This window comes from Anaerococcus degeneri (assembly GCF_017874475.1).
GTDB classification, from domain to species: Bacteria; Bacillota; Clostridia; order Tissierellales; family Peptoniphilaceae; genus Anaerococcus; species Anaerococcus degeneri.
The window spans coordinates 453901-472604 of the sequence record NZ_JAGGLO010000001.1 but is presented as its reverse complement, the minus strand read 5'-3'; the positions used below and the strand labels follow the sequence as shown (position 1 = coordinate 472604).

The following is an 18704-nucleotide window of genomic DNA, read 5'->3' as shown; positions in this document are numbered from 1 at the left end:
ATTACTCCTTTATGATTTCGTAAGCCCTTTCAAGTGCTTTTTCTAAGGCAGATAAATCATTTCCACCTGCTTGAGCGAAATTCTTTCTACCTCCGCCATTACCACCGGTAATTTGAGCGATTTCTCTAACAATTTTGCCAGCATTATATTTATCTGTTAAATTATCATCAACAGACACTGTAAATACAACTTTATCTGTAACTGTAGCAAAGATGATAATTAAATTATCATATTCAGTTTTCAACCTATTTTCTAAATCACGTAATTCGTCAATACTAATATTATCAAACTTTGCAATTAGTAAGTTAACCCCATTGATATTTTTAATCTTACCCTTAAGTTCACTATATATGTCTTTATTTGATTGAGACTTGAGTCTTTTTATTTCACTATCTTTTGCTTCAATTTCGGATTTTAGCGAATTTATTCTTGATGAAATATTGTTTACTTTTGCATCTAGGCTTTGGGCAATATTTTTAATTGTGTCTTCTTTTTTGATTAAATCTTCATAAACTGCTCTACCGGTTATAGCTTCAATTCTTCTGACACCTGCAGCTGCAGATGTTTCTGATTTGATTTTAAATATTAGCACCTCTGCTGTATTATTTACATGGCAACCGCCACAAAGTTCTATTGAGTAATCACCCATAGATACTACTCTAACAACGTCTTTGTATTTGTCCTCAAAGAGAGCTACAGCCCCTAACTCTTCAGATTTTTTATAATCCATATATTCTTTCTTAACAGGAAGTTGTTCTCTTATTTTGGCATTAATTTCTTCTTCTAGAGCTCTTAATTCTTCAACGCTAAGGGCCTTATTGTAGGTAAAGTCAAACCTTAATTTGTCTTCATCTACCAAAGAACCTGCTTGTTTAATGTTTTGCTTTAAAACATTCTTAAGAGCTTTATCAAGTAAGTGTGTTGCTGAGTGGTTTCTTTGAATATCTAGTCTTCTTTCAAGGTCGATAACAAATTCTGCTTCTGAATCAGTTCTAAGTTCACCTTCAGTCAATTCTATATAGTGGAAGATAATATCATTTTTCTTTTGAACATCAACAACCTTAGCAAAGGCTTCTGAAGTTTTGATATATCCTGTGTCGGCAACTTCTCCGCCACCTTCTGGATAAAATGAAGTCTTATTACTTATTACTATACCTTTTCCAGGAGCTTTTATCGAAGATTTCTCTTCTCCATCTTCAAATATAGCTATAACATTTGCTTTAATATTAAAATTATCATATCCAACAAATTCTGTTTTCTCTAGATGGTCTGTTATTATGTTGTCGTGTCTATGGTTATTATCAGTTTTTCTAGCATTTCGTGCAAGATTTCTCTGATTTTCCATTTCTTCTTCAAATTTTACTTCATCTAATTCAAAGTTTTTCTCTTCTAGAATTTCTTTAGTTAGATCTAATGGGAATCCATAAGTATCATAAAGTTTGAAAGCCTCACTACCATCTAAAACTTTTTGGTTGTTATTTTCCATTTCAGAAATTAGATCGTCTAACATTTCAAGCCCTTGATTTATAGTCTTTTGGAATCTATCTTCTTCGTCGCTAATAACTTGATGAATATTATCCATATTTGTAATTAATTCATCATATTCAACTTTATAGGTTTCTATTACCTTATCAACGATTTTATTTAGGAAAGGTCCTTCAATACCAAGAAGTTTTCCGTGTCTGTAAGCTCTCCTGATGAGCCTTCTTAGGACATAGCCACGTTTCTCATTTGATGGAATTACGCCATCAGATACTAAAAATGTCATAGCTTTAGCGTGGTCAGCTATTACTCTTATCGATACATCATCAGACTTGTTGGTCTTATAAGTTTTTCCAGATAGTTTTTCAATTTCGGAAATAATTTCCTTCATTACATCTATTTCGAAAATGTTATTTTTTCCTTGAAGAATCATGGCAATTCTTTCAAGGCCCATACCAGTATCTATATTTGGATGGCTTAAATTAGAATATTTACCTTGATTATCCTTGTTAAATTGAGTGAAAACCAAGTTCCATACTTCCATGAATCTATCAGAATCATCATTACCTGGTTGGTTATCATTTTCATCAACCGCTCTTTCGACTCCTCTATCTACATAAATTTCTGAGCATGGACCACATGGACCTACTTCAAGTTCCCAGAAGTTATCTTCTTTGCCTTGTCTTAGAATTCTCTCAGCAGGAATTCCTATTTCATCAAGCCAAATATTGTAAGCTTCATCGTCATCGTGGAATACAGTAACCCAAAGGTCATCCTTGTTTATTTCAAGTTTTTCTGTTAGAAATTCATAAGCCCAGCTTATAGCTTCTCTTTTGAAATAATCTCCGAAGGAAAAGTTCCCAAGCATTTCAAAAAATGTACCGTGACGTTCAGTTTTACCAACTCTTTCGATATCACCAGTTCTAACACATCTTTGAGAGGAAGTAGCCCTATTATTTTTCATCTTAAGTTCGCCAGTAAAGTATTTTTTAAGAGGTGCCATACCAGCATTAATTAATAAAAGTGTATCGTCATCGATTGGTGTTAGAGGAAATGATTTTAATACTGTGTGGTTTTTTTCATTTCCAAAAAATTCTAAATAGCTTTTTCTAAGCTCATTCATTCCTAAGTTCTTCATTAGTTCTCCTTAAATTTCATGTTTAACAATATTATCCAAAGTGATGGAATCTATAGCTTGGTTAATTAGGTAGTCAAGCTTTATAAATAAGTCATAGGCATCACATTTATCATCACAATTTACCTTACCACTTACACATTCACTTGTTGTCATGTCGCCTTCTAGACTTCTTAGAATTTGACCAATGGTTATACTATCTAAGTCCTTATTAATCTTGTAGCCACCCTTTGGGCCTCTGCTTGATTTAATCAAGCCATCTTTTTTTAACATCCTAACTAGTTGTTCTAAATAATTTTCAGATAAATTTAAATTTTCACTTATTTCAGAGACAGGTATAAAACCTTTGTCTTGGTTTTCAGCTATATAGCAAATTGCTCTTAATCCATACCTACCTCTAGTAGATAATTTCATATATACCCCTATACTGTAATCAAATCTTTCATAGCTTCAAAATACTTATCACCTATGCCACTTACATTTTTTATATCTTCGATTTTTGTAAATTTGTTTTCTTGCCTATAGTCTAGAATGGCTTGAGCTCTTTTTTCACCAATATTAGGCAGGGTCATCAGCTCTTCCTTACTAGCCAAGTTTATATTTATCTTTTGGCCTTGCGACTTTGGATTAGTAGATGTAACTTCCCCTACGGCTAGATTGGTATTATCAGCATTTATGTTTTGATTCTCATCAATATTAGGTATGTATATTTTCATCTGATCTTCCAGCTTTAAAGCTAGATTTATAGCGTTAATATCTGCTTTTTCTGTAAAACCCCCAGCTCTTTTGACAAGATCATCTAATCTATCTCCATCTTTTATATCATATACACCAGAGTTTTTGACTTCTCCAGAAATATATACTTTCTTATCCTCGATAGATAAATCATTTGAGGACACTTCTTTGTTTTTCTCATCGTCTTGATTTTCGTTATCAGGGTTAGATATTACAATTTCGTCCTCGTTTTTATTAAAAATATCTTTAAACCCACCGTTAGAAAAAATATTTGCGACAAGAAAAGCAAGGAAAATAACACCTGCAAAAATAATTTTATCTTTCCTATCCTTAGGCATATCAACTCCTATAAAAAGTGGGAGAGATTAATTCTCCCACAAATTATCTAAATCATAAAACTTTCTTTGCTTTTGGGTGAAGATGTGTACTATTATGTCCCCAGCATCTATTAGAATCCATTCTCCCTCACGAAGCCCTTCATTAGATAAAAGCTCATAACCTTCTTTATGAAGATTTTCTTCTATATAATCAGCTAAGGCCCTAGTTTGGTTTATAGAGTTACCTGTAGCTATAACAAAGTAGTCTGCAACAGATGAGTCTTCTAGTTTTATGACATTTACATCTTCAGCTAATTTATCTTCTAATGTTTTAACTATTATGTCTAATTTTTCCATTTTTCTCCTCAATCAAGTAATTTCTTGCTTCAAAGCTCAAGGGATTTATCAAAGCCTTCTTGCCTATCAAAAATATTATGTTGGTATCCAAAAGATTTAGTATAGCTTCATTTAGGTTTTCAAAAGCTAATTTTCTAATATTTTCAATGCCTTCAAAGTCTCTAGCTGGCTCAATAGCATCAGCTGTAAAAATAATCTTTTCTAATTCGCTCATAGCAGGTCTACCTGTTGTATGATATTCGATAGCTTTTAATATATCCCTATCGTATATATTATACACTTTTTTTGCGACTTCTGCTCCTAAAAATGAATGGAGTACAGGATCTTTAATCGAAGACACCGGATATATAGAAAAATCTATATTGTATTTACTTATATAGGCTTCTTCATTATATTTTGCACAATCATGGATAAGACCTGCAAGATAGGCTTTTTTTTCGTCTATTCCATAAGTTTCAGCAAGTTTTTTCGCTGTTTCAGCAACTCTAAGGCTATGTTCAAATCTTTTTTTGCCTATATCTTCAAGCAACTTAAATTCGATTTCTTTGATATTATTCATACAAATTCCTATTTTTTATAATATATTCAACTTCGTCCTTAACTAGATACTTTAAGCTCTTATCTTCTTTGGATAAAGACCTAATTAAAGTTGAAGAAATATTTATATTTAAGATATCTATAAGGTAAATGTTATGATTATCTTTGCGGATTTTTTCAACTTTTTTAACAAGTGGACTGTTCTTTTCTATACCTTCTCGTGCAAATACTATGATATTAAATCCGAGTATTTTATTGTAATTTCTCCAAGAATCTATAGTCATAAAAGAATCTTCTCCCATGATATAAAATATTTCGTGATTTTTTAAATTTTTTGTGAAATATTCCAAGGTATCATGTGTATACCTAACAGCATTATTTGAAGATTCAAAAGTAGATAAAATTATTTTCGGATTATCTTTTATCGCTTCAGCAACCATCTCTACCCTGATATCTGCTTTAGTCTTATTTTTATGTTTTTTGTGGGGAGGATTTGAGCTTGGCAGAATAACCACCCTGTCTAATTTCATTTCATTGATTGCATTTTCAATTACTATTAGATGACCCAGATGGATTGGATCAAAAGTCCCACCATATAAACCTATTCTCATTATAAATTATAAAGATTATTGTCGCTTTTTCTATAGATTGTAAAAATCGAACCGATATGTGAAATAAATTCACAGTTAAGTTTTTCAACTATTGTATCAATAATATAATCAGCATCATCTAAGTTATTATTTAATATTTTTACTTTTATCAATTCCCTAGCTTCAAGCGCTTGATCAATTGCCTCAAGTAATTGGTCTGATATAGATAGTTTTCCAATATTGATTATTGGTTTAAAATCATGAGCTTCTTGCTTTAATCTAGCTCTTTGTTTACCTGTTAACATACATCCTCCTATTCATAGTATTCAAAGACAATATCACCTACAGCAACACTATCTCCGTCTTCTATTCCCATTTCTTTTAATTTGTCAAATACTTGCATCTCCCTTAATGTTGATTCAAAATAAATCATAGAATCATAGTCGTCAATGTTGACTTTCTTTAATAGATTATCAACTCTTTTTCCATAAACAAGGTAGATTTCATTTTCTTTTTTGATATTTAAGTCAAAGTCAATTTCTTTATTATAGAAATCTTCTAGGAAATTTTCATCGACTTCTTCATATAAAGCAAATTCCTCTTGGTTTGATTTTTCAAGTTCCTCTGTAACATAGTCAATCATTTCCTTAATTCCTGTTGTGGTAGCAGCAGAAATCTTAAATATCTTGTAGTCTTTTCCATACTCTGCTATAAATTTTGAAGCATTATCATTATAATCAAGTTCTGATTTATTTAAGGCCACAATCATTGGCTTTTCAGATAGTTTTTCGTTATAAAGCTTTAATTCCTTATTTATTAGTTCAAAGTCTTCTATAGGATTTCTACCCTCAAGCCCAGAAATATCAACAAGGTGAATTAAAATTCTGCATCTTTCAATGTGTCTTAAAAAGTCATGACCAAGTCCTGTGCCTTCACTTGCACCCTCTATTAGACCTGCTATATCGGCTACAATAAAACTTCTTTCATGGTCTACATTAACAACCCCAAGGTTTGGATCTATTGTTGTAAAATGATAATTTGCTATCTTTGGCTTTGCTTTTGTTATTACAGAAAGAAGTGTAGATTTACCAACATTAGGAAGTCCTACTAGGCCAACGTCAGCGAGTACTTTAAGTTCAAAAACAACTTCGATTTCTTGGCCTTTTTTGCCCGACTCAGCAAATCTTGGGGCTTGTCTAATTGAGTTTTTGAAGTGAACATTTCCACGTCCTCCTCTACCGCCCTTAGCTATCAAAAATTCTTCGCCGTCTTTTTTCATATCCTTGATTATGGTATTAGATTCTGCCTCTCTAATTAAAGTGCCAACGGGAACTGGTATATAAAGATCTTCACCTTTTTTCCCAAATTTCTTGCTCTTACCACCCTGTTCACCATTATCTGCTTTAAAATTTTTCTTATATCTAAATTCATCAAGTGTAGATAGGTTTCTAGTAGCTCTAATAATAATCGAGCCGCCGTCACCACCATCGCCACCAGCAGGTCCTCCAGTAGGTTCATACTTTTCCCTTCTCCAGGCTACTGCACCATTACCCCCATCTCCTGCTTTGATGCTTATTTTTGCAATATCAATCATAGTTTTCCTTTCATAAAAAAAGGCTTGCCAAAGGCAAGCTTAATTTTTAATCTCTTATTGTGCATAAACAGATACTTGTTTTCTGCTTTTGCCTTTTCTTTCAAATTTTACAACACCTTCACATGATGCATAAAGAGTATCATCAGAACCTCTTTTAACGTTGTTACCTGGGTGAATTTTTGTTCCCCTTTGTCTAACAATGATTGTTCCAGCGTTAACAAATTGACCATCAGCTCTTTTAACACCAAGTCTTTTAGCTCTTGAGTCCCTACCGTTTTTAGATGAAGAAACTCCCTTTTTGCTTGAAAATCTTTGTAAATTAATATTTAATATCATAATTTCTCCTTATAATTTAATTTTACGTAGCTGCTATAGTTACCTAAAAGTGTTTCAATACCAGTCTTAAAATACTCGAATATCACATTTGTATCCCTATTAGGATTATCGATATTAACAGACATTGTTATTTCATCATCTATAAAACAAACATCATCAGTATATTTGTCAAGACTGTTCACACAGCTATAGGCAAGTATAGTTACAGCTGAACATACAAGGTCCTTGCCATATTCATCATATTCGGCATGGCCTTTTATTTCAAAACCTACTATTTCATCTTTTTTGTTGATTAATAAATCAATATTAATCATTAAAGACTTATGCTATTAATTTTTACTAAAGTATAAGGTTGTCTGTGGCCGTGTTTTTTTCTATATTGTTTTTTAGGTTTATATTTATAAACAACAATTTTTTTATCTTTGTTTTGATCTTCAACTGTTGCTGATACCTTAGCACCTTCTACTATTGGAGAACCTACTTTAAGTTCACCATCGTTAGATACTAATAGTACTTGATCAAAATCTACAGTCTCACCAACTTCGTAAGCAAGTTTTTCAACTCTTACTAAGTCACCTTCTGATACTTTGTATTGTTTTCCACCTGTCTTAATAATTGCGTACATGGAAAGCCTCCTATTTATAATATTCTCGCCAGCATTCGGGGATCAGAGCCCTAGCTGAGCGGTCTACTCATATATATTACTCTCTATTATGACTTTGTCAAGCAATTTCAATTATTTCCATATTGTTTATTGCATTATTTTCTAAGGTCTCTATATCAAGATTTTCCTCCGATAATTTTATATAGGTTAGTTTTGGTTTTGTAACTGGCTTATCAGGTGCGAAAATTGAACAACAATCATCATATGGCTCAATTGATTTATCATAAGAGCCAATTTTCATTGATATATCTATTATATCTTTCTTATCCATTGCTATCAGCGGTCTTAGAATTGGTCTTTTTGATGAATCATTAATAACCGCAACCGACTCAATAGTTTGGCTTGCAACTTGCCCCAAAGATTCACCTGTTATTAAAGCTTGATAATCATTTGCTTCAGAAATTTTATTGGCAATTCTCATCATAAATCTTCTTGAGAGAATAGTTGTTTCTCGCCTATCACAATTCTGGTTTATTGCCTTATATATATTTGCTAGATTTACTGAATATATTCTCATTTTGCCAGTATAGGCAGACATGATTTCAGCCAGATCTATAGCCTTTTGGAGGGCTCTTTTAGAAGTGAAAGGATAAGAGTGGAAATGAATACAATCGAGCTTCATTCCTCTTTTTGCTACCATAAAACCAGCAACTGGTGAATCAATTCCTCCTGATAATAATAAAAGTCCCTTGCCAGAAGAGCCAATAGGAAGTCCGCCAAGACCTTCAAATCTCTTTGAATACACATAAACATTATCTTTCACATCGATAAATACTTTGAAGTCAGGATTATGAACATCCACCTTTAAGTTTGGAAAATCTCTTAAAATAAATCCTCCAATCTTTGCGGATAGTTCTGGTGATTTATATTCGAAAGCCTTGTCTGTTCTTTTTGTCTCAACTTTAAAAGTATAAAGCTTATCTGAAAAATATTTCTCAAGATCAACCTTGCAAGCTTCATATATGCTCTCAATGTTTTTTTCAGTCTTCACAGCATAAGCAACATATGATATTCCAAAGACTTTTAAAATATTATCTTTAATTTTTTCAAAATCTTTTTCATCAGCCCTTATATAAAGTTTAGAAGATTCTGAATACATTTCTTCATATGGAATATCTCTTATATTTCTTTTTATATTATCAATAGCTGTTTTGTAGAAAATATGCCTATTTTTACCCTTTAGAAATATCTCTCCAAAACTTACCGCTAACATCCATTCCATTAAATTACCATCCTTATCATTTCTATACTATTTTTTAATACTTTTAAAGTAAAATCTAAATCTTTTTTTGTTATTTCGCCAGAAAAAGAAAACCTAATTGCGCCATCCATATACTTTTTATCAATTCCTAGGGCTGATAAAACCCTGCTATATTGGCCCTTTGAGCAGGCAGAGCCGCTTGATGCATAAATTTCTTCTTCTTCTAACATATGAAGTAGAACTTCTGATTTTATATTTGCAAAGGCAACATCTAATATATATGGAGATGAATTCTCAATTGGTGATATTATATACGAATCTTTAATATTTTCCTTAATTAATTTTCTTAAGTAGTGATTTAATTCTTCTATTTTGGAGTATTCATTAGATTCAATTTGCTTTTTTAAGGCAATTCCGCAAGCATAAATTGCAGGCGGATTGTTTGTCCCTGACGAAACTATCTCCTGATAACCACCGTCTAAAATAGGTTTTATCTTCCCTTGAATATTTTTTCTAATATATAAACCGCCGAGTTGTTTTGGTCCATGAAATTTATGTGCAGAAAAACTCATCATATCGATGCCAAGGTATTCAACGTCACATGGTATTTTTCCTAAGGCTTGAGTCGCATCAATGTGGATTACAATATCCTTATTAAAATCTTTAATGATTTTTGAAATATTTTTAATATCTTGAATTGTCCCTATTTCATTATTTACATATATAAAAGATATAAATGTAACTTTATTATCTAATTTTACTCTAAGATCATCTTCATCAATGAAACCATACTTATTGTTTAAAACGTATCTGACTTCATCAAAATATGAGTTCTTAAAGGTATTATAGACTGAAGAATGTTCAATTCTGCTAGTAATAGCTGCTCCATCAAAAGATTTTATTGCGATGTTATTTGATTCTGTAGCTGATTTAGTAAAAAATATCTCTGAATCACTAGCAGATATTAATTTTCCTATATATTTTTTTGTATCTTTAATTAAGTTTTCTGCTTCCATTCCGTATGAATGAAGGGCACTTGGATTAGCAAAATGATTTTTACAAACATCAACATAGGCATCAATCGCTTCATCATACATTTTTGTAGTTGCAGCATTATCTAAATATATCATATATACTCCTTAATTATATTATTATATTAGAGCTTAGAAAGATTACAAGATTGGCGAGCTTTTACTGATATTAAGAAGATATAAATAGTATAATGCTTATATGATAAGCAAAAAAATTAAAATTAGTGGAGAAAAAATAAATAAGAATGACCTTGTTTTAGATATAGAAACTACTGGACTTGATTTTAATAGAGATAAATTGGTACTTTTGGGTCTTGTAAAAAAAGAAAAGGATGAGGCTTATATTTACCAATATTTTGCAGAAAATGATAATGAGGAAATTAGACTCTTAGAAATATTCCTCAGAGAAATAGTAGGCAAAAAGCTTATAACTTTTAATGGAGATAATTTTGACATTCCTTTTTTAAATTCAAGGCTTCTTGCCCACAAATTAATGCCGGCCTTCCCTGAGGAGAGCCTTGATATATACAAGATTATAAAATGGAATTCCAAATTTTTTTCCTATGAATCAATGAAACTTATGGACATAGAAAAATTAATAGGAATAGAAAGGCATGATCCTAGTCGATATAAAGTCATTAGTAAGCTTACAGATGATATGATTGTAAGAGATAAACCCTATCCTATTCTAAAACACAACGAAAATGATCTAATAGCAACTTTAGCTCTATCTGATATAGAAAATTTTTATATCAGTAAACTTTCCATAAATTCTAAAATAGGAAAATTTTGGATAGTAAAGGCAAATATAAACAAAGATATAGGAAATTTCGAATTTAAATCAGGAACCGATATAAAAGATTTATTTGTTGCAGAAAATAATTATCAGCTTGCTATAAGTGATAATACCATCAAACTTAATCTTCACGTATTATATGGACGTTTTGATGATAAAAATACTGGATTTGTGAGCATTAATACTTTTGATATAATTAATAATTCAAATATTAAAATTAATGATAAACTATTAATAATTAGAGAAAATTATACTTACAATTACAAAAATATTTTGAATCTATGCAAAAAAATAATAGAGAATCACTATTGATTCTCTATTTTCCAATCTATCTCTTTGATATTATTTTTCTTTAAAAATTCATTAGTTTTTGAAAATGGTTTTGTTCCAAAAAATCCATGCCTAGCCGACAATGGTGAAGGATGAGCTGATTCTATTATCATATGTCTTTTGTTAGTAATTAAAGATTTTTTACTTCTTGCAAAGTTCCCCCATAAAATAAACACTAGGGGCTCTTGCCTTTCATTAAGTGAACTAATAATCTTATCCGTAAAAATTTGCCAACCAATAGATTTATGGGAATTTGGATTTTTTTCTTCTACAGTAAGGCTAGCATTAAGTAATAACACACCTTGTTTTGCCCAAGAAACTAATGACCCGGTGTTAGCTGGCTTAATATCAAGGTCGGATTCCATTTCCTTATAAATATTTCTTAAAGAAGGTGGAAGCTTGACTCCTTCATTTACAGAAAAGGAAAGACCTTGAGCTTGACCATAATTGTAATATGGGTCTTGGCCAAGTATAACAACTTTTGTATTTTGATATGAAGAAAGTTCTAAGGCTTTAAAAATCTCTTCTCTAGGTGGATAAATATTTTTTTCATTATAGGCCTTATCTAAAAAAGAAAAGATTTTTTTGAAATATTCTTTTTCAAATTCTTCTTTTAATATAAGGTCCCAATCGTTATTTATCTTCATGGATAAAAATTATATATATAATCATTAATCCGCATCCTAATGTAACAAAAATATCTGCAACATTGAAAACAGGAAATGAGAAAAATGAAAATTCTAAAAAGTCTACTACAAAACCATTTACAAACCTGTCGTAAAAGTTACCCAAAGCTCCTGAAATAATCAAAGCTAAGCTTACATTCAAAATTACAGGATTTGTCTTATAGGATTTGTAAAAATAATATAACAAATAACAAACAATAGCTATAGTTATTATTAAAAAGAAAATTCTTTTATCCTGCAAAATTCCAAAAGCGGCTCCCCTATTTTCTAAGTATGTTAGGTTGATGAAAGGGCCTTCTATTGGGTTTTCTATGAAATTATTAACTGCGTATATCTTACTAAGCCTGTCTAAGACAAGTCCTAAGATAATAATTATTATATATATCATTTTACTTTCCTATACTTTATGTGATAATTACCTTTTTTGCTGTAACCATCAATACTATCAAAAACAAATCTTCCAAACCTTCTGACAGAGATTAGGCATCCTTCATCAACTTGGTAAGATGGGTCTTCTATGATTTGAAAATCTACCTTAACAAGTCTCGCCTTTACGATTTCCCTAGCCTTAGTTCTTGATGTTGATAAAAATAAGCTAAGCAGGTTATCAAGCCTTAAACTTGATACAAACCCAGTATAGTCTTCGTATTTAGGTTTAATCAAATCTAGCTGTGCATCTTCCTTAACTTTAAGATTTACACTTTCATTTTTAATTTTTGTTAGGTTAAATTCTATAAAACTTGCCTGGTCAACACTAACTGCAAATTCAACTTTTCCATCAAGAATAGAAATATCTCCAATATCATTCCTATCAATCCCTAGGTTTAAAAGTGCGCCTAAAACATCTGGATGGCTAATATCTTTAGCACCGAATTCTAGAACACTAATATAATTAGGTTCATATAGTGGCTGATAATAATAGTTTGCTACAAAAATTTTTCTTTCAGAATCATGGTTTCCACCCAGAAAGTAAATATCAATCGAATTTTTATTAGCAATTTCAGCCAAAGTTTTTTGTTCAAAAGGATCTAAAAAGAAACTTCGAGTTTCTATTTTCTTATAAAAAGCCTTCTCTAAAATAGATAAGGCTTTTCTAATATTTGTTTTTTTCTGTTTGTCACGTATGTGATCTAAATTATATTCTAATGCCATAAAAACAAAAGATCGAACTTAATCGATCTATAGTTGGTTATAATTTCCTTCTGAAATTTGATCTGCTACATAAGAATCAATTTCAACGCCATTTGGTGTTATCACAAAGATTCCCTTTGTAACTTTTCTCATATTTCCTTTAAGTGCGTAAACTGCACCACTTACAAAGTCGAATATTCTCATTCTTAGGTCATTATCAACCATTTCTAGATTTAATACTACAACTCTATTTTTAAGGATTTCCTCTATAACAACTGGTCCATCATTATCATAGTCTAAAGGTTCTTGTATAGATATTCTCATATTGCTACTCCTGGTAAAGCTACTACTACTATTAATGCTAACTACCTTGTCTTCAGTATTACTAGTTTTAAATGAATTGCCGAATGAATAATCATAAGAAAAACTTGATTTGCTTGATTTAAATGAATCGTCAGCATAGGTATTATCCTTGCTATCATCTAATAAGTCGCTATAAGTTGTTCTAGGTCTACTTTCTTCTAGCTTATCATCTTCATCATCATAATACATTTGATCATCGTCGTAATCGTCATAATTATCATCGATACCAATGAATTCTTTAAATTTGTCAAACATTTTTTCATCCTTTGCTAGTTTTATCTACTCTTATTATATACTAAAACGATTATAATGTAAAAATTTAAAATTCGCTTTTTATTTCTCTCATCATTAAATCTCTTACAGACTCATTGCAATCCTTGTTATTAAAAAGCACTTGATATATTTCGTTTGTTATAGGTAGGTCAATGTTTTTTTCCTTGGCAAGTTCATAAACTGACTTTGTTGTTGGAATACCCTCTACAACCATTTTTATTTTATCATTGAGTTCCTCGAGGCTAAGGCCTTGACCAACTAGAATACCTGCCCTGTTATTTCTTGAATGAGCGCTTGTGGCAGTAACAATCAAGTCACCAACACCAGCAAGACCATTTATAGTTTTAAACTCTGCACCAAATTCACATGCAAACTTACTCATTTCGTGAATTCCTCTTGTCATAAGGGCAGCTTTAGCATTATCGCCATAACCTAGTCCTTGAGCCATACCAATTCCAAAAGCTAAAATATTTTTAATTGCTCCGCCAAGTTCTACTCCAATTAAATCATTTGAAGAATAAACTCTGAAATAATCTCTAACAAAAAGCATTTGAACTTCTTCAGCAATACTTATATCCTCACTCGCAGATACAATTGTAGTAGGCATCTTGTTTATAACTTCTTCAGCGTGAGATGGTCCACTAAGGGCTACAAAAGAAATATTTGGATTAAAATCTTTAAATATTTCAGAAATTCTTTTATGACTAAAAAGTTCCAAACCCTTTGATAGGTTTATTATTATATGCTCATCGCTTAGTACACCTTCACATTGTTTTAAAACATTCCTAATTTGCTGGGTTGGTATTCCGTTGACAATATATTTATTTTTAAATATCTCTTTAAGATTGCTGGTAGCTTTTATATTATTTTTTAATTTATTGTTTGGAAAATATTTTATATTTAAATGGTCATTATTGATTGTCGATACAACTTGCTCATCTCTGGCATAAATGAGAACATCTTCCTTCTCAGCCAACAAATCTGCTATTGCTGTCGACCAAGATCCAGCTCCTAGTATAGAAATCGTCATCTTTTCCCCTAAAATAATTTATTTTCTTTGCCTTCCATGATTCTTTTTATATTTTCTTTGTGTTTTACAACTATAATAATCGCAATGATTGATAGACTAAGACTAAAATAATTAAAACCATATTTATAAAGGCTGGCAAATATTGCAACAAGGCAAACACTAATAGAGCCTAGAGATACCATTCTTGATAGCAATACTATTATAAAAAACACGCCAAACATACAAAGTGCGAAAATCGGTTTAATGTATACTAAAGCGCCAAATACTGTTGCTATGCCCTTTCCAGCCTTAAAATTAAGAAGAAAACTATACATATGTCCCAAAACAACAAAGAACATAGCTAGATACATTCCGTTTTCACCAGCTATTTTCCCACCTATATAAGCAGCCACAGCACCTTTTAAGGCATCTAAAAGGAATGTGATTAGCCCAGCGGTTTTACCAAAATTTCTTAAGGCATTGGTTGTTCCAATGTTGCCTGATCCCATAGATCTAATATCTTTTTTGTAAATATACTTACCGATAAAGTATCCAAAAGGTAGGCTTCCTAATACATAAGACAAAAGAGCAATTATAAAAAAAATCATTTTTTATCCCCTCGCTCCTTAAATACGAAGCTAAATGGTACTCCTACAAGTGAGTAGTTTTGCCTGATTTGATTTTCTAAATATCTAGTATATGAAAAGTGCAATAATTCTCTATCATTTATTGATAAGATGAATTTTGGTGGGCATGTTCCAACTTGGCTCATATAGTAAATTTTTAATCTCTTGCCCTTATCCTGTGGAGGCTGATTTAATAACATAGCGTCTTGAAGAATTGTATTTAAAACTCCTGTCTTAATCCTCATTCTATAATTATTGTCAACAACCTCTATCATATCTAGTAGGGTATCTATCCTAGCATTATCTTTTACTGAGATAAACACTATTGGAGCATAGAGGGCAAAAGATAAGGCGTTTCTTATTTCTTTTTCCATTTGAGCCATGGTATTAGTATCTTTTTCAACTAAGTCCCACTTATTTACAGCAATTATCATCGCTTTTTTATTGTTATGGGCATAACCAGCTATCTTTGCATCTTGTTCTGTGACACCAACTGTTGCATCGATTAAAAACAAACAAATTTCTGCACTATCTACAGCATCGAAAGTCCTTTGGTTGGCGTAATATTCAATATTTTCCTTTACTTTTGATTTTCTCCTAAGACCTGCTGTATCGATTAAAACATAGTTGTGATCATTGTAGGTCCAGTAAGAATCAACTGCATCACGAGTTGTTCCTGCTATATCGGTTACAATCATTCTATCTTCATTTAGTAAGAGATTTACTAAAGAAGACTTACCGGCATTAGGTTTGCCTATGATTGCAATCCTAGTTTCGTCTTCTAAGTTTTCATATTTGGAAAAATCTATAAATGAAATAACCGCATCTAGGAGGTCACCAAGCCCCTTAGCCTGTTCAGCTGAAATCATAATAAGGTTGTCAAATCCAAATGAATAAAAATCGTAGAGGTCATCTGGAGTTTTCATATTATCAACCTTATTTGCAACTATAATTACAGGTTTATTGTATTTTCTAATCTCATTTGCTATATCAACATCATGAGGATTTACACCCTCTTTACCGTCAACTACAAATAGGATTAGGTCAGTTTCAAGGAGGGCTTTTTCTACCTGACCCCTTATTTCAACATTCATCATGTCCTTGCTAGATATATCAATACCGCCAGTATCAACAAGTAAAAACTCATTGTTTTGCCATTCAGCCTTATCAACTATTCTATCCCTTGTTACACCTGATACATCTTCTGTTATTGATTTTCTTTTTCCAACTAGGCGGTTAAATAATGTAGATTTACCTACATTTGTTCTGCCTACTAGGGTTACTATTGGTAAAGCCATTTTCCCCTCCAATTTAATTATTGATTACTATCTTTTAATAAATTTTTCTAACCTTCATAAGATTTTCTTTTTTTGCTCCCTTATCAAGTCTTTTTATATATAGGACTGATAAAACAAGCATCAATATAACCGAGCCTAAACTTATTAGGTTAGTATCATATCCAGAGTTTTTTAATAAAAATGATGGCACTAGTGCACCTATCATTACTAAAATAACTGGAACTACATAAACAAGGGCAGAAATTTTACTAATTTCATCGGCATCGCTTTCTAAGATGACCTTGTCTCCTTTATTTATGTCATCGGCAGAAAAAATTTCTATTATTGTTGTTTTTCTTTCTGCACAAGAACCGCTTGCAGCACATGATCCACATGCTGCATTTCGGTCCACCTTTATTTTTAAATTTCCATTGTTATTTTCAAGGACTAGACCTTCTTTAGTCATTGCCATTAATCAATTCACCTCAATTTTATATTAAGTTCCTCAAGTGCCTTATCATCCACTAAAGCTGGTGCTTCAGTTAATGGACATGTTGCAGATTGAGTTTTTGGGAAAGCAATTATATCCTTAATATTATCTGTTTTTGCAAATAACATTAATAACCTATCAAGTCCATAAGCAAGTCCTGCGTGTGGAGGTGTGCCGTATTGAAGAGCTTCAATAAAGAATCCGAACTTATTTTGTATATCTTCATCAGTCAATTTTAAAGCTTCAAATACCTTTTTTTGTAGGTCTGAATTGTTAATTCTAACAGATCCACCACCCATTTCATCTCCGTTTATAACAATATCATAGGCTTGAGTTCTCACCTTTTCTGGCTCTGTTAATAATAAATCAATGTCTTCTTCATTTGGCATTGTGAATGGATGGTGTTGAGCTACATACCTATCTTCTTCTTCGCTATATTCAAACATTGGGAAATTCACAACCCAAGTTAGGGCATATTCTTTTTCATAAAGATTATTTTCCTTAGCGATTTTTACTCTCAATGCTCCTAGACCTTCAAGAACAGTCCTATCCTTGTCAGCAGCAAGGAAGATTAGATCTCCATCTTTTGCATCTAGCTTTTCTCTAAGACCATCTATCACTTCATCAGTTAAGAATTTTTTAATTGATGATTGCATACTTTCATTAAATTTAATGTAAGAAAGTCCTTTAAGACCGTAATCTTTTACAAAATCAGTTAATTTATCTAATTGCTTTCTAGAATACTTTTCTTCAAGTCCTGTAAAGTTAATAGCTCTTACAGACCTACCATCGCTTGTATTATCAGCAAATACCTTAAATTCACTATCAACAAAAAGTTCTGTTACATCTTTAATTTTGTAGCCAAATCTTAAGTCTGGTTTATCAGATCCGTAAGATTCCATAGCTTCACTGTAATCCATTCTATTGATAGGTAGTTTTAAATCATAATCAGTGTAAGTATCAAAAAGAACTTTAAGTAGTCCCTCATTCATAGCTATTACATCATCTTGGTCAGAAAAGCTCATTTCAAGGTCTAGCTGGGTGAATTCTGGTTGTCTATTTGCTCTTAAGTCCTCATCTCTAAAGCATTTTACGACTTGGAAATACCTATCAAGGGATCCAATCATTAAAATCTGTTTTAGTAATTGTGGCGATTGTGGAAGAGCATAGAACTTACCCGCATTGATTCTAGATGGTACTAAATAATCTCTCGCACCTTCAGGAGTTGGTTTTGTTAAAAATGGAGTTTCTACTTCAGTAAATTCATTGTCATAGAAATATTCTCTCATAGTCCTAACAATATCAGACCTAAGCTTGAGATTCCTTTGCACTGAAGGTTTCCTCATGTCTAGATACCTGTATTTTAATCTTAAATTTTCACTTACATCATCATCATCTTTGATATAGATTGGTGGTGTTTTTGCCTTATCGAGAATATTGATTTTATCAGCAATTATTTCAATATCACCTGTTGGTATATCTGGGTTCTTGCTTTCTCTTTCAAAAACTTTTCCCTTAACTTCAAGTACATACTCAGCTGATATTTGACGTGCTCTTTCGTAATTATCCTTATCATCTTCCCTGATAACAATCTGGCTTATTCCTGTTTTATCTCTTAGATCGATAAAAACCAAGGAACCCAGGTTACGTTTTTTAGCAACCCATCCCATTAAAACTACTTCTTTGCCCAAGTCCTCTATTCTCAAGCTTCCACACATATGTGTTCTTTTAAATTCCATACTTC

General features: G+C 31.7%; 23 protein-coding genes. 1 reads left to right on the top strand and 22 read right to left on the bottom strand.

Going from position 1 to position 18704, the window contains the following annotated elements:
• Window position 1: 1 nt before the first annotated feature.
• From alaS to J2Z38_RS02245, 13 genes are all read right to left on the bottom strand, one after another.
• Window positions 2-2620 carry an alanine--tRNA ligase gene (gene alaS / locus J2Z38_RS02305; RefSeq protein WP_209771933.1) on the bottom strand — a complete coding sequence of 873 codons (2619 nt, stop codon included), beginning with the start codon at window positions 2618-2620 and terminating at the stop codon, window positions 2-4.
• Window positions 2621-2629: 9 nt separating this feature from the next.
• Window positions 2630-3031, bottom strand: coding sequence for an RrF2 family transcriptional regulator (locus J2Z38_RS02300; protein WP_209771931.1), 402 nt, complete (start codon window positions 3029-3031; stop codon window positions 2630-2632).
• Between the two features lie 8 nt (window positions 3032-3039).
• Window positions 3040-3690, bottom strand: coding sequence for a helix-hairpin-helix domain-containing protein (locus J2Z38_RS02295; protein ID WP_209771929.1), 651 nt, complete (start codon window positions 3688-3690; stop codon window positions 3040-3042).
• 27 nt (window positions 3691-3717) lie between these two features.
• Entirely contained in the window at window positions 3718-4026 is a 309-nt protein-coding gene (gene rsfS / locus J2Z38_RS02290) for a ribosome silencing factor (protein WP_209771927.1), read from the bottom strand.
• Window positions 4001-4585 carry a bis(5'-nucleosyl)-tetraphosphatase (symmetrical) YqeK gene (gene yqeK / locus J2Z38_RS02285; RefSeq protein ID WP_209771925.1) on the bottom strand — a complete coding sequence of 195 codons (585 nt, stop codon included), beginning with the start codon at window positions 4583-4585 and terminating at the stop codon, window positions 4001-4003. The genes rsfS and yqeK overlap by 26 nt, the downstream gene beginning before the upstream one ends.
• Window positions 4578-5174: a nicotinate (nicotinamide) nucleotide adenylyltransferase gene (gene nadD / locus J2Z38_RS02280; RefSeq protein ID WP_209771923.1), complete on the bottom strand. Its 597-nt coding sequence runs from the start codon at window positions 5172-5174 to the stop codon at window positions 4578-4580. The genes yqeK and nadD overlap by 8 nt, the downstream gene beginning before the upstream one ends.
• Complete coding sequence (locus J2Z38_RS02275) at window positions 5174-5458, bottom strand: YhbY family RNA-binding protein (protein WP_209771920.1); 285 nt, start codon at window positions 5456-5458, stop codon at window positions 5174-5176. The genes nadD and J2Z38_RS02275 overlap by 1 nt, the downstream gene beginning before the upstream one ends.
• Window positions 5459-5466: 8 nt before the next feature.
• On the bottom strand, window positions 5467-6747 hold the full coding sequence (obgE, locus tag J2Z38_RS02270) for a GTPase ObgE (RefSeq protein WP_209771918.1): 1281 nt from the start codon (window positions 6745-6747) through the stop codon (window positions 5467-5469).
• A gap of 54 nt (window positions 6748-6801) precedes the next feature.
• Complete coding sequence (gene rpmA, locus J2Z38_RS02265; protein WP_004827476.1) at window positions 6802-7083, bottom strand: 50S ribosomal protein L27; 282 nt, start codon at window positions 7081-7083, stop codon at window positions 6802-6804.
• Window positions 7080-7397: a ribosomal-processing cysteine protease Prp gene (locus J2Z38_RS02260; protein WP_209771916.1), complete on the bottom strand. Its 318-nt coding sequence runs from the start codon at window positions 7395-7397 to the stop codon at window positions 7080-7082. The genes rpmA and J2Z38_RS02260 overlap by 4 nt, the downstream gene beginning before the upstream one ends.
• Entirely contained in the window at window positions 7397-7708 is a 312-nt protein-coding gene (gene rplU / locus J2Z38_RS02255) for a 50S ribosomal protein L21 (RefSeq protein ID WP_209771914.1), read from the bottom strand. Before rplU ends, J2Z38_RS02260 begins: the two co-directional genes overlap by 1 nt.
• Window positions 7709-7805: 97 nt before the next feature.
• Window positions 7806-8969 carry a tRNA uracil 4-sulfurtransferase ThiI gene (thiI, locus tag J2Z38_RS02250; RefSeq protein WP_209771912.1) on the bottom strand — a complete coding sequence of 388 codons (1164 nt, stop codon included), beginning with the start codon at window positions 8967-8969 and terminating at the stop codon, window positions 7806-7808.
• Window positions 8969-10078, bottom strand: coding sequence for a cysteine desulfurase family protein (locus J2Z38_RS02245; RefSeq protein ID WP_209771910.1), 1110 nt, complete (start codon window positions 10076-10078; stop codon window positions 8969-8971). The genes thiI and J2Z38_RS02245 overlap by 1 nt, the downstream gene beginning before the upstream one ends.
• A 100-nt stretch (window positions 10079-10178) precedes the next feature.
• Here J2Z38_RS02245 and J2Z38_RS02240 point away from each other — a divergent pair, with 100 nt between their 5' ends.
• Entirely contained in the window at window positions 10179-11087 is a 909-nt protein-coding gene (locus J2Z38_RS02240) for a ribonuclease H-like domain-containing protein (RefSeq protein WP_209771909.1), read from the top strand.
• On the opposite strand, the gene J2Z38_RS02235 is transcribed toward J2Z38_RS02240, so the two are convergent.
• From J2Z38_RS02235 to aspS, 9 genes are all read right to left on the bottom strand, one after another.
• Window positions 11081-11752: a uracil-DNA glycosylase gene (locus J2Z38_RS02235; RefSeq protein WP_209771907.1), complete on the bottom strand. Its 672-nt coding sequence runs from the start codon at window positions 11750-11752 to the stop codon at window positions 11081-11083. The genes J2Z38_RS02240 and J2Z38_RS02235 overlap by 7 nt on opposite strands.
• Window positions 11739-12179: a signal peptidase II gene (lspA, locus tag J2Z38_RS02230; RefSeq protein WP_209771905.1), complete on the bottom strand. Its 441-nt coding sequence runs from the start codon at window positions 12177-12179 to the stop codon at window positions 11739-11741. Before lspA ends, J2Z38_RS02235 begins: the two co-directional genes overlap by 14 nt.
• Window positions 12176-12943, bottom strand: coding sequence for a YlmH/Sll1252 family protein (locus J2Z38_RS02225; protein WP_209771903.1), 768 nt, complete (start codon window positions 12941-12943; stop codon window positions 12176-12178). The genes lspA and J2Z38_RS02225 overlap by 4 nt, the downstream gene beginning before the upstream one ends.
• Window positions 12944-12970: 27 nt before the next feature.
• Window positions 12971-13540 carry a cell division protein SepF gene (locus J2Z38_RS02220; protein ID WP_209771901.1) on the bottom strand — a complete coding sequence of 190 codons (570 nt, stop codon included), beginning with the start codon at window positions 13538-13540 and terminating at the stop codon, window positions 12971-12973.
• A 64-nt stretch (window positions 13541-13604) separates the two neighbouring features.
• Entirely contained in the window at window positions 13605-14588 is a 984-nt protein-coding gene (locus tag J2Z38_RS02215) for an NAD(P)H-dependent glycerol-3-phosphate dehydrogenase (protein ID WP_209771899.1), read from the bottom strand.
• An 8-nt stretch (window positions 14589-14596) separates the two neighbouring features.
• Window positions 14597-15175, bottom strand: coding sequence for a glycerol-3-phosphate 1-O-acyltransferase PlsY (gene plsY / locus J2Z38_RS02210; RefSeq protein ID WP_209771897.1), 579 nt, complete (start codon window positions 15173-15175; stop codon window positions 14597-14599).
• Window positions 15172-16491 (bottom strand): ribosome biogenesis GTPase Der, encoded by a 1320-nt coding sequence (gene der, locus J2Z38_RS02205; protein WP_209771894.1) that lies wholly within the window; start codon window positions 16489-16491, stop codon window positions 15172-15174. Before der ends, plsY begins: the two co-directional genes overlap by 4 nt.
• Before the next feature lie 34 nt (window positions 16492-16525).
• On the bottom strand, window positions 16526-16942 hold the full coding sequence (locus tag J2Z38_RS02200; protein ID WP_209771892.1) for a SoxR reducing system RseC family protein: 417 nt from the start codon (window positions 16940-16942) through the stop codon (window positions 16526-16528).
• A gap of 8 nt (window positions 16943-16950) precedes the next feature.
• A complete protein-coding gene (gene aspS / locus J2Z38_RS02195) occupies window positions 16951-18699 on the bottom strand; it encodes an aspartate--tRNA ligase (RefSeq protein ID WP_209771889.1) in 1749 nt (582 codons plus the stop codon).
• Between the last annotated feature and the right edge of the window lie 5 nt (window positions 18700-18704).

Coding starts and splice junctions, on each gene's coding strand:
- J2Z38_RS02295 (WP_209771929.1), bottom strand. CDS start 3,690: ATGCCTAAGGATAGGAAAGATAAAATTATTTTTGCAGGTGTTATTTTC.
- J2Z38_RS02235 (WP_209771907.1), bottom strand. CDS start 11,752: ATGAAGATAAATAACGATTGGGACCTTATATTAAAAGAAGAATTTGAA.
- lspA (WP_209771905.1), bottom strand. CDS start 12,179: ATGATATATATAATAATTATTATCTTAGGACTTGTCTTAGACAGGCTT.
- yqeK (WP_209771925.1), bottom strand. CDS start 4,585: ATGAATAATATCAAAGAAATCGAATTTAAGTTGCTTGAAGATATAGGC.
- J2Z38_RS02220 (WP_209771901.1), bottom strand. CDS start 13,540: ATGTTTGACAAATTTAAAGAATTCATTGGTATCGATGATAATTATGAC.
- rpmA (WP_004827476.1), bottom strand. CDS start 7,083: ATGATATTAAATATTAATTTACAAAGATTTTCAAGCAAAAAGGGAGTT.
- obgE (WP_209771918.1), bottom strand. CDS start 6,747: ATGATTGATATTGCAAAAATAAGCATCAAAGCAGGAGATGGGGGTAAT.
- plsY (WP_209771897.1), bottom strand. CDS start 15,175: ATGATTTTTTTTATAATTGCTCTTTTGTCTTATGTATTAGGAAGCCTA.
- nadD (WP_209771923.1), bottom strand. CDS start 5,174: ATGAGAATAGGTTTATATGGTGGGACTTTTGATCCAATCCATCTGGGT.
- J2Z38_RS02225 (WP_209771903.1), bottom strand. CDS start 12,943: ATGGCATTAGAATATAATTTAGATCACATACGTGACAAACAGAAAAAA.
- J2Z38_RS02260 (WP_209771916.1), bottom strand. CDS start 7,397: ATGATTAATATTGATTTATTAATCAACAAAAAAGATGAAATAGTAGGT.
- rsfS (WP_209771927.1), bottom strand. CDS start 4,026: ATGGAAAAATTAGACATAATAGTTAAAACATTAGAAGATAAATTAGCT.
- J2Z38_RS02275 (WP_209771920.1), bottom strand. CDS start 5,458: ATGTTAACAGGTAAACAAAGAGCTAGATTAAAGCAAGAAGCTCATGAT.
- thiI (WP_209771912.1), bottom strand. CDS start 8,969: ATGGAATGGATGTTAGCGGTAAGTTTTGGAGAGATATTTCTAAAGGGT.
- J2Z38_RS02215 (WP_209771899.1), bottom strand. CDS start 14,588: ATGACGATTTCTATACTAGGAGCTGGATCTTGGTCGACAGCAATAGCA.
- alaS (WP_209771933.1), bottom strand. CDS start 2,620: ATGAAGAACTTAGGAATGAATGAGCTTAGAAAAAGCTATTTAGAATTT.
- aspS (WP_209771889.1), bottom strand. CDS start 18,699: ATGGAATTTAAAAGAACACATATGTGTGGAAGCTTGAGAATAGAGGAC.
- J2Z38_RS02300 (WP_209771931.1), bottom strand. CDS start 3,031: ATGAAATTATCTACTAGAGGTAGGTATGGATTAAGAGCAATTTGCTAT.
- J2Z38_RS02245 (WP_209771910.1), bottom strand. CDS start 10,078: ATGATATATTTAGATAATGCTGCAACTACAAAAATGTATGATGAAGCG.
- J2Z38_RS02200 (WP_209771892.1), bottom strand. CDS start 16,942: ATGGCAATGACTAAAGAAGGTCTAGTCCTTGAAAATAACAATGGAAAT.
- J2Z38_RS02240 (WP_209771909.1), top strand. CDS start 10,179: ATGATAAGCAAAAAAATTAAAATTAGTGGAGAAAAAATAAATAAGAAT.
- rplU (WP_209771914.1), bottom strand. CDS start 7,708: ATGTACGCAATTATTAAGACAGGTGGAAAACAATACAAAGTATCAGAA.
- der (WP_209771894.1), bottom strand. CDS start 16,491: ATGGCTTTACCAATAGTAACCCTAGTAGGCAGAACAAATGTAGGTAAA.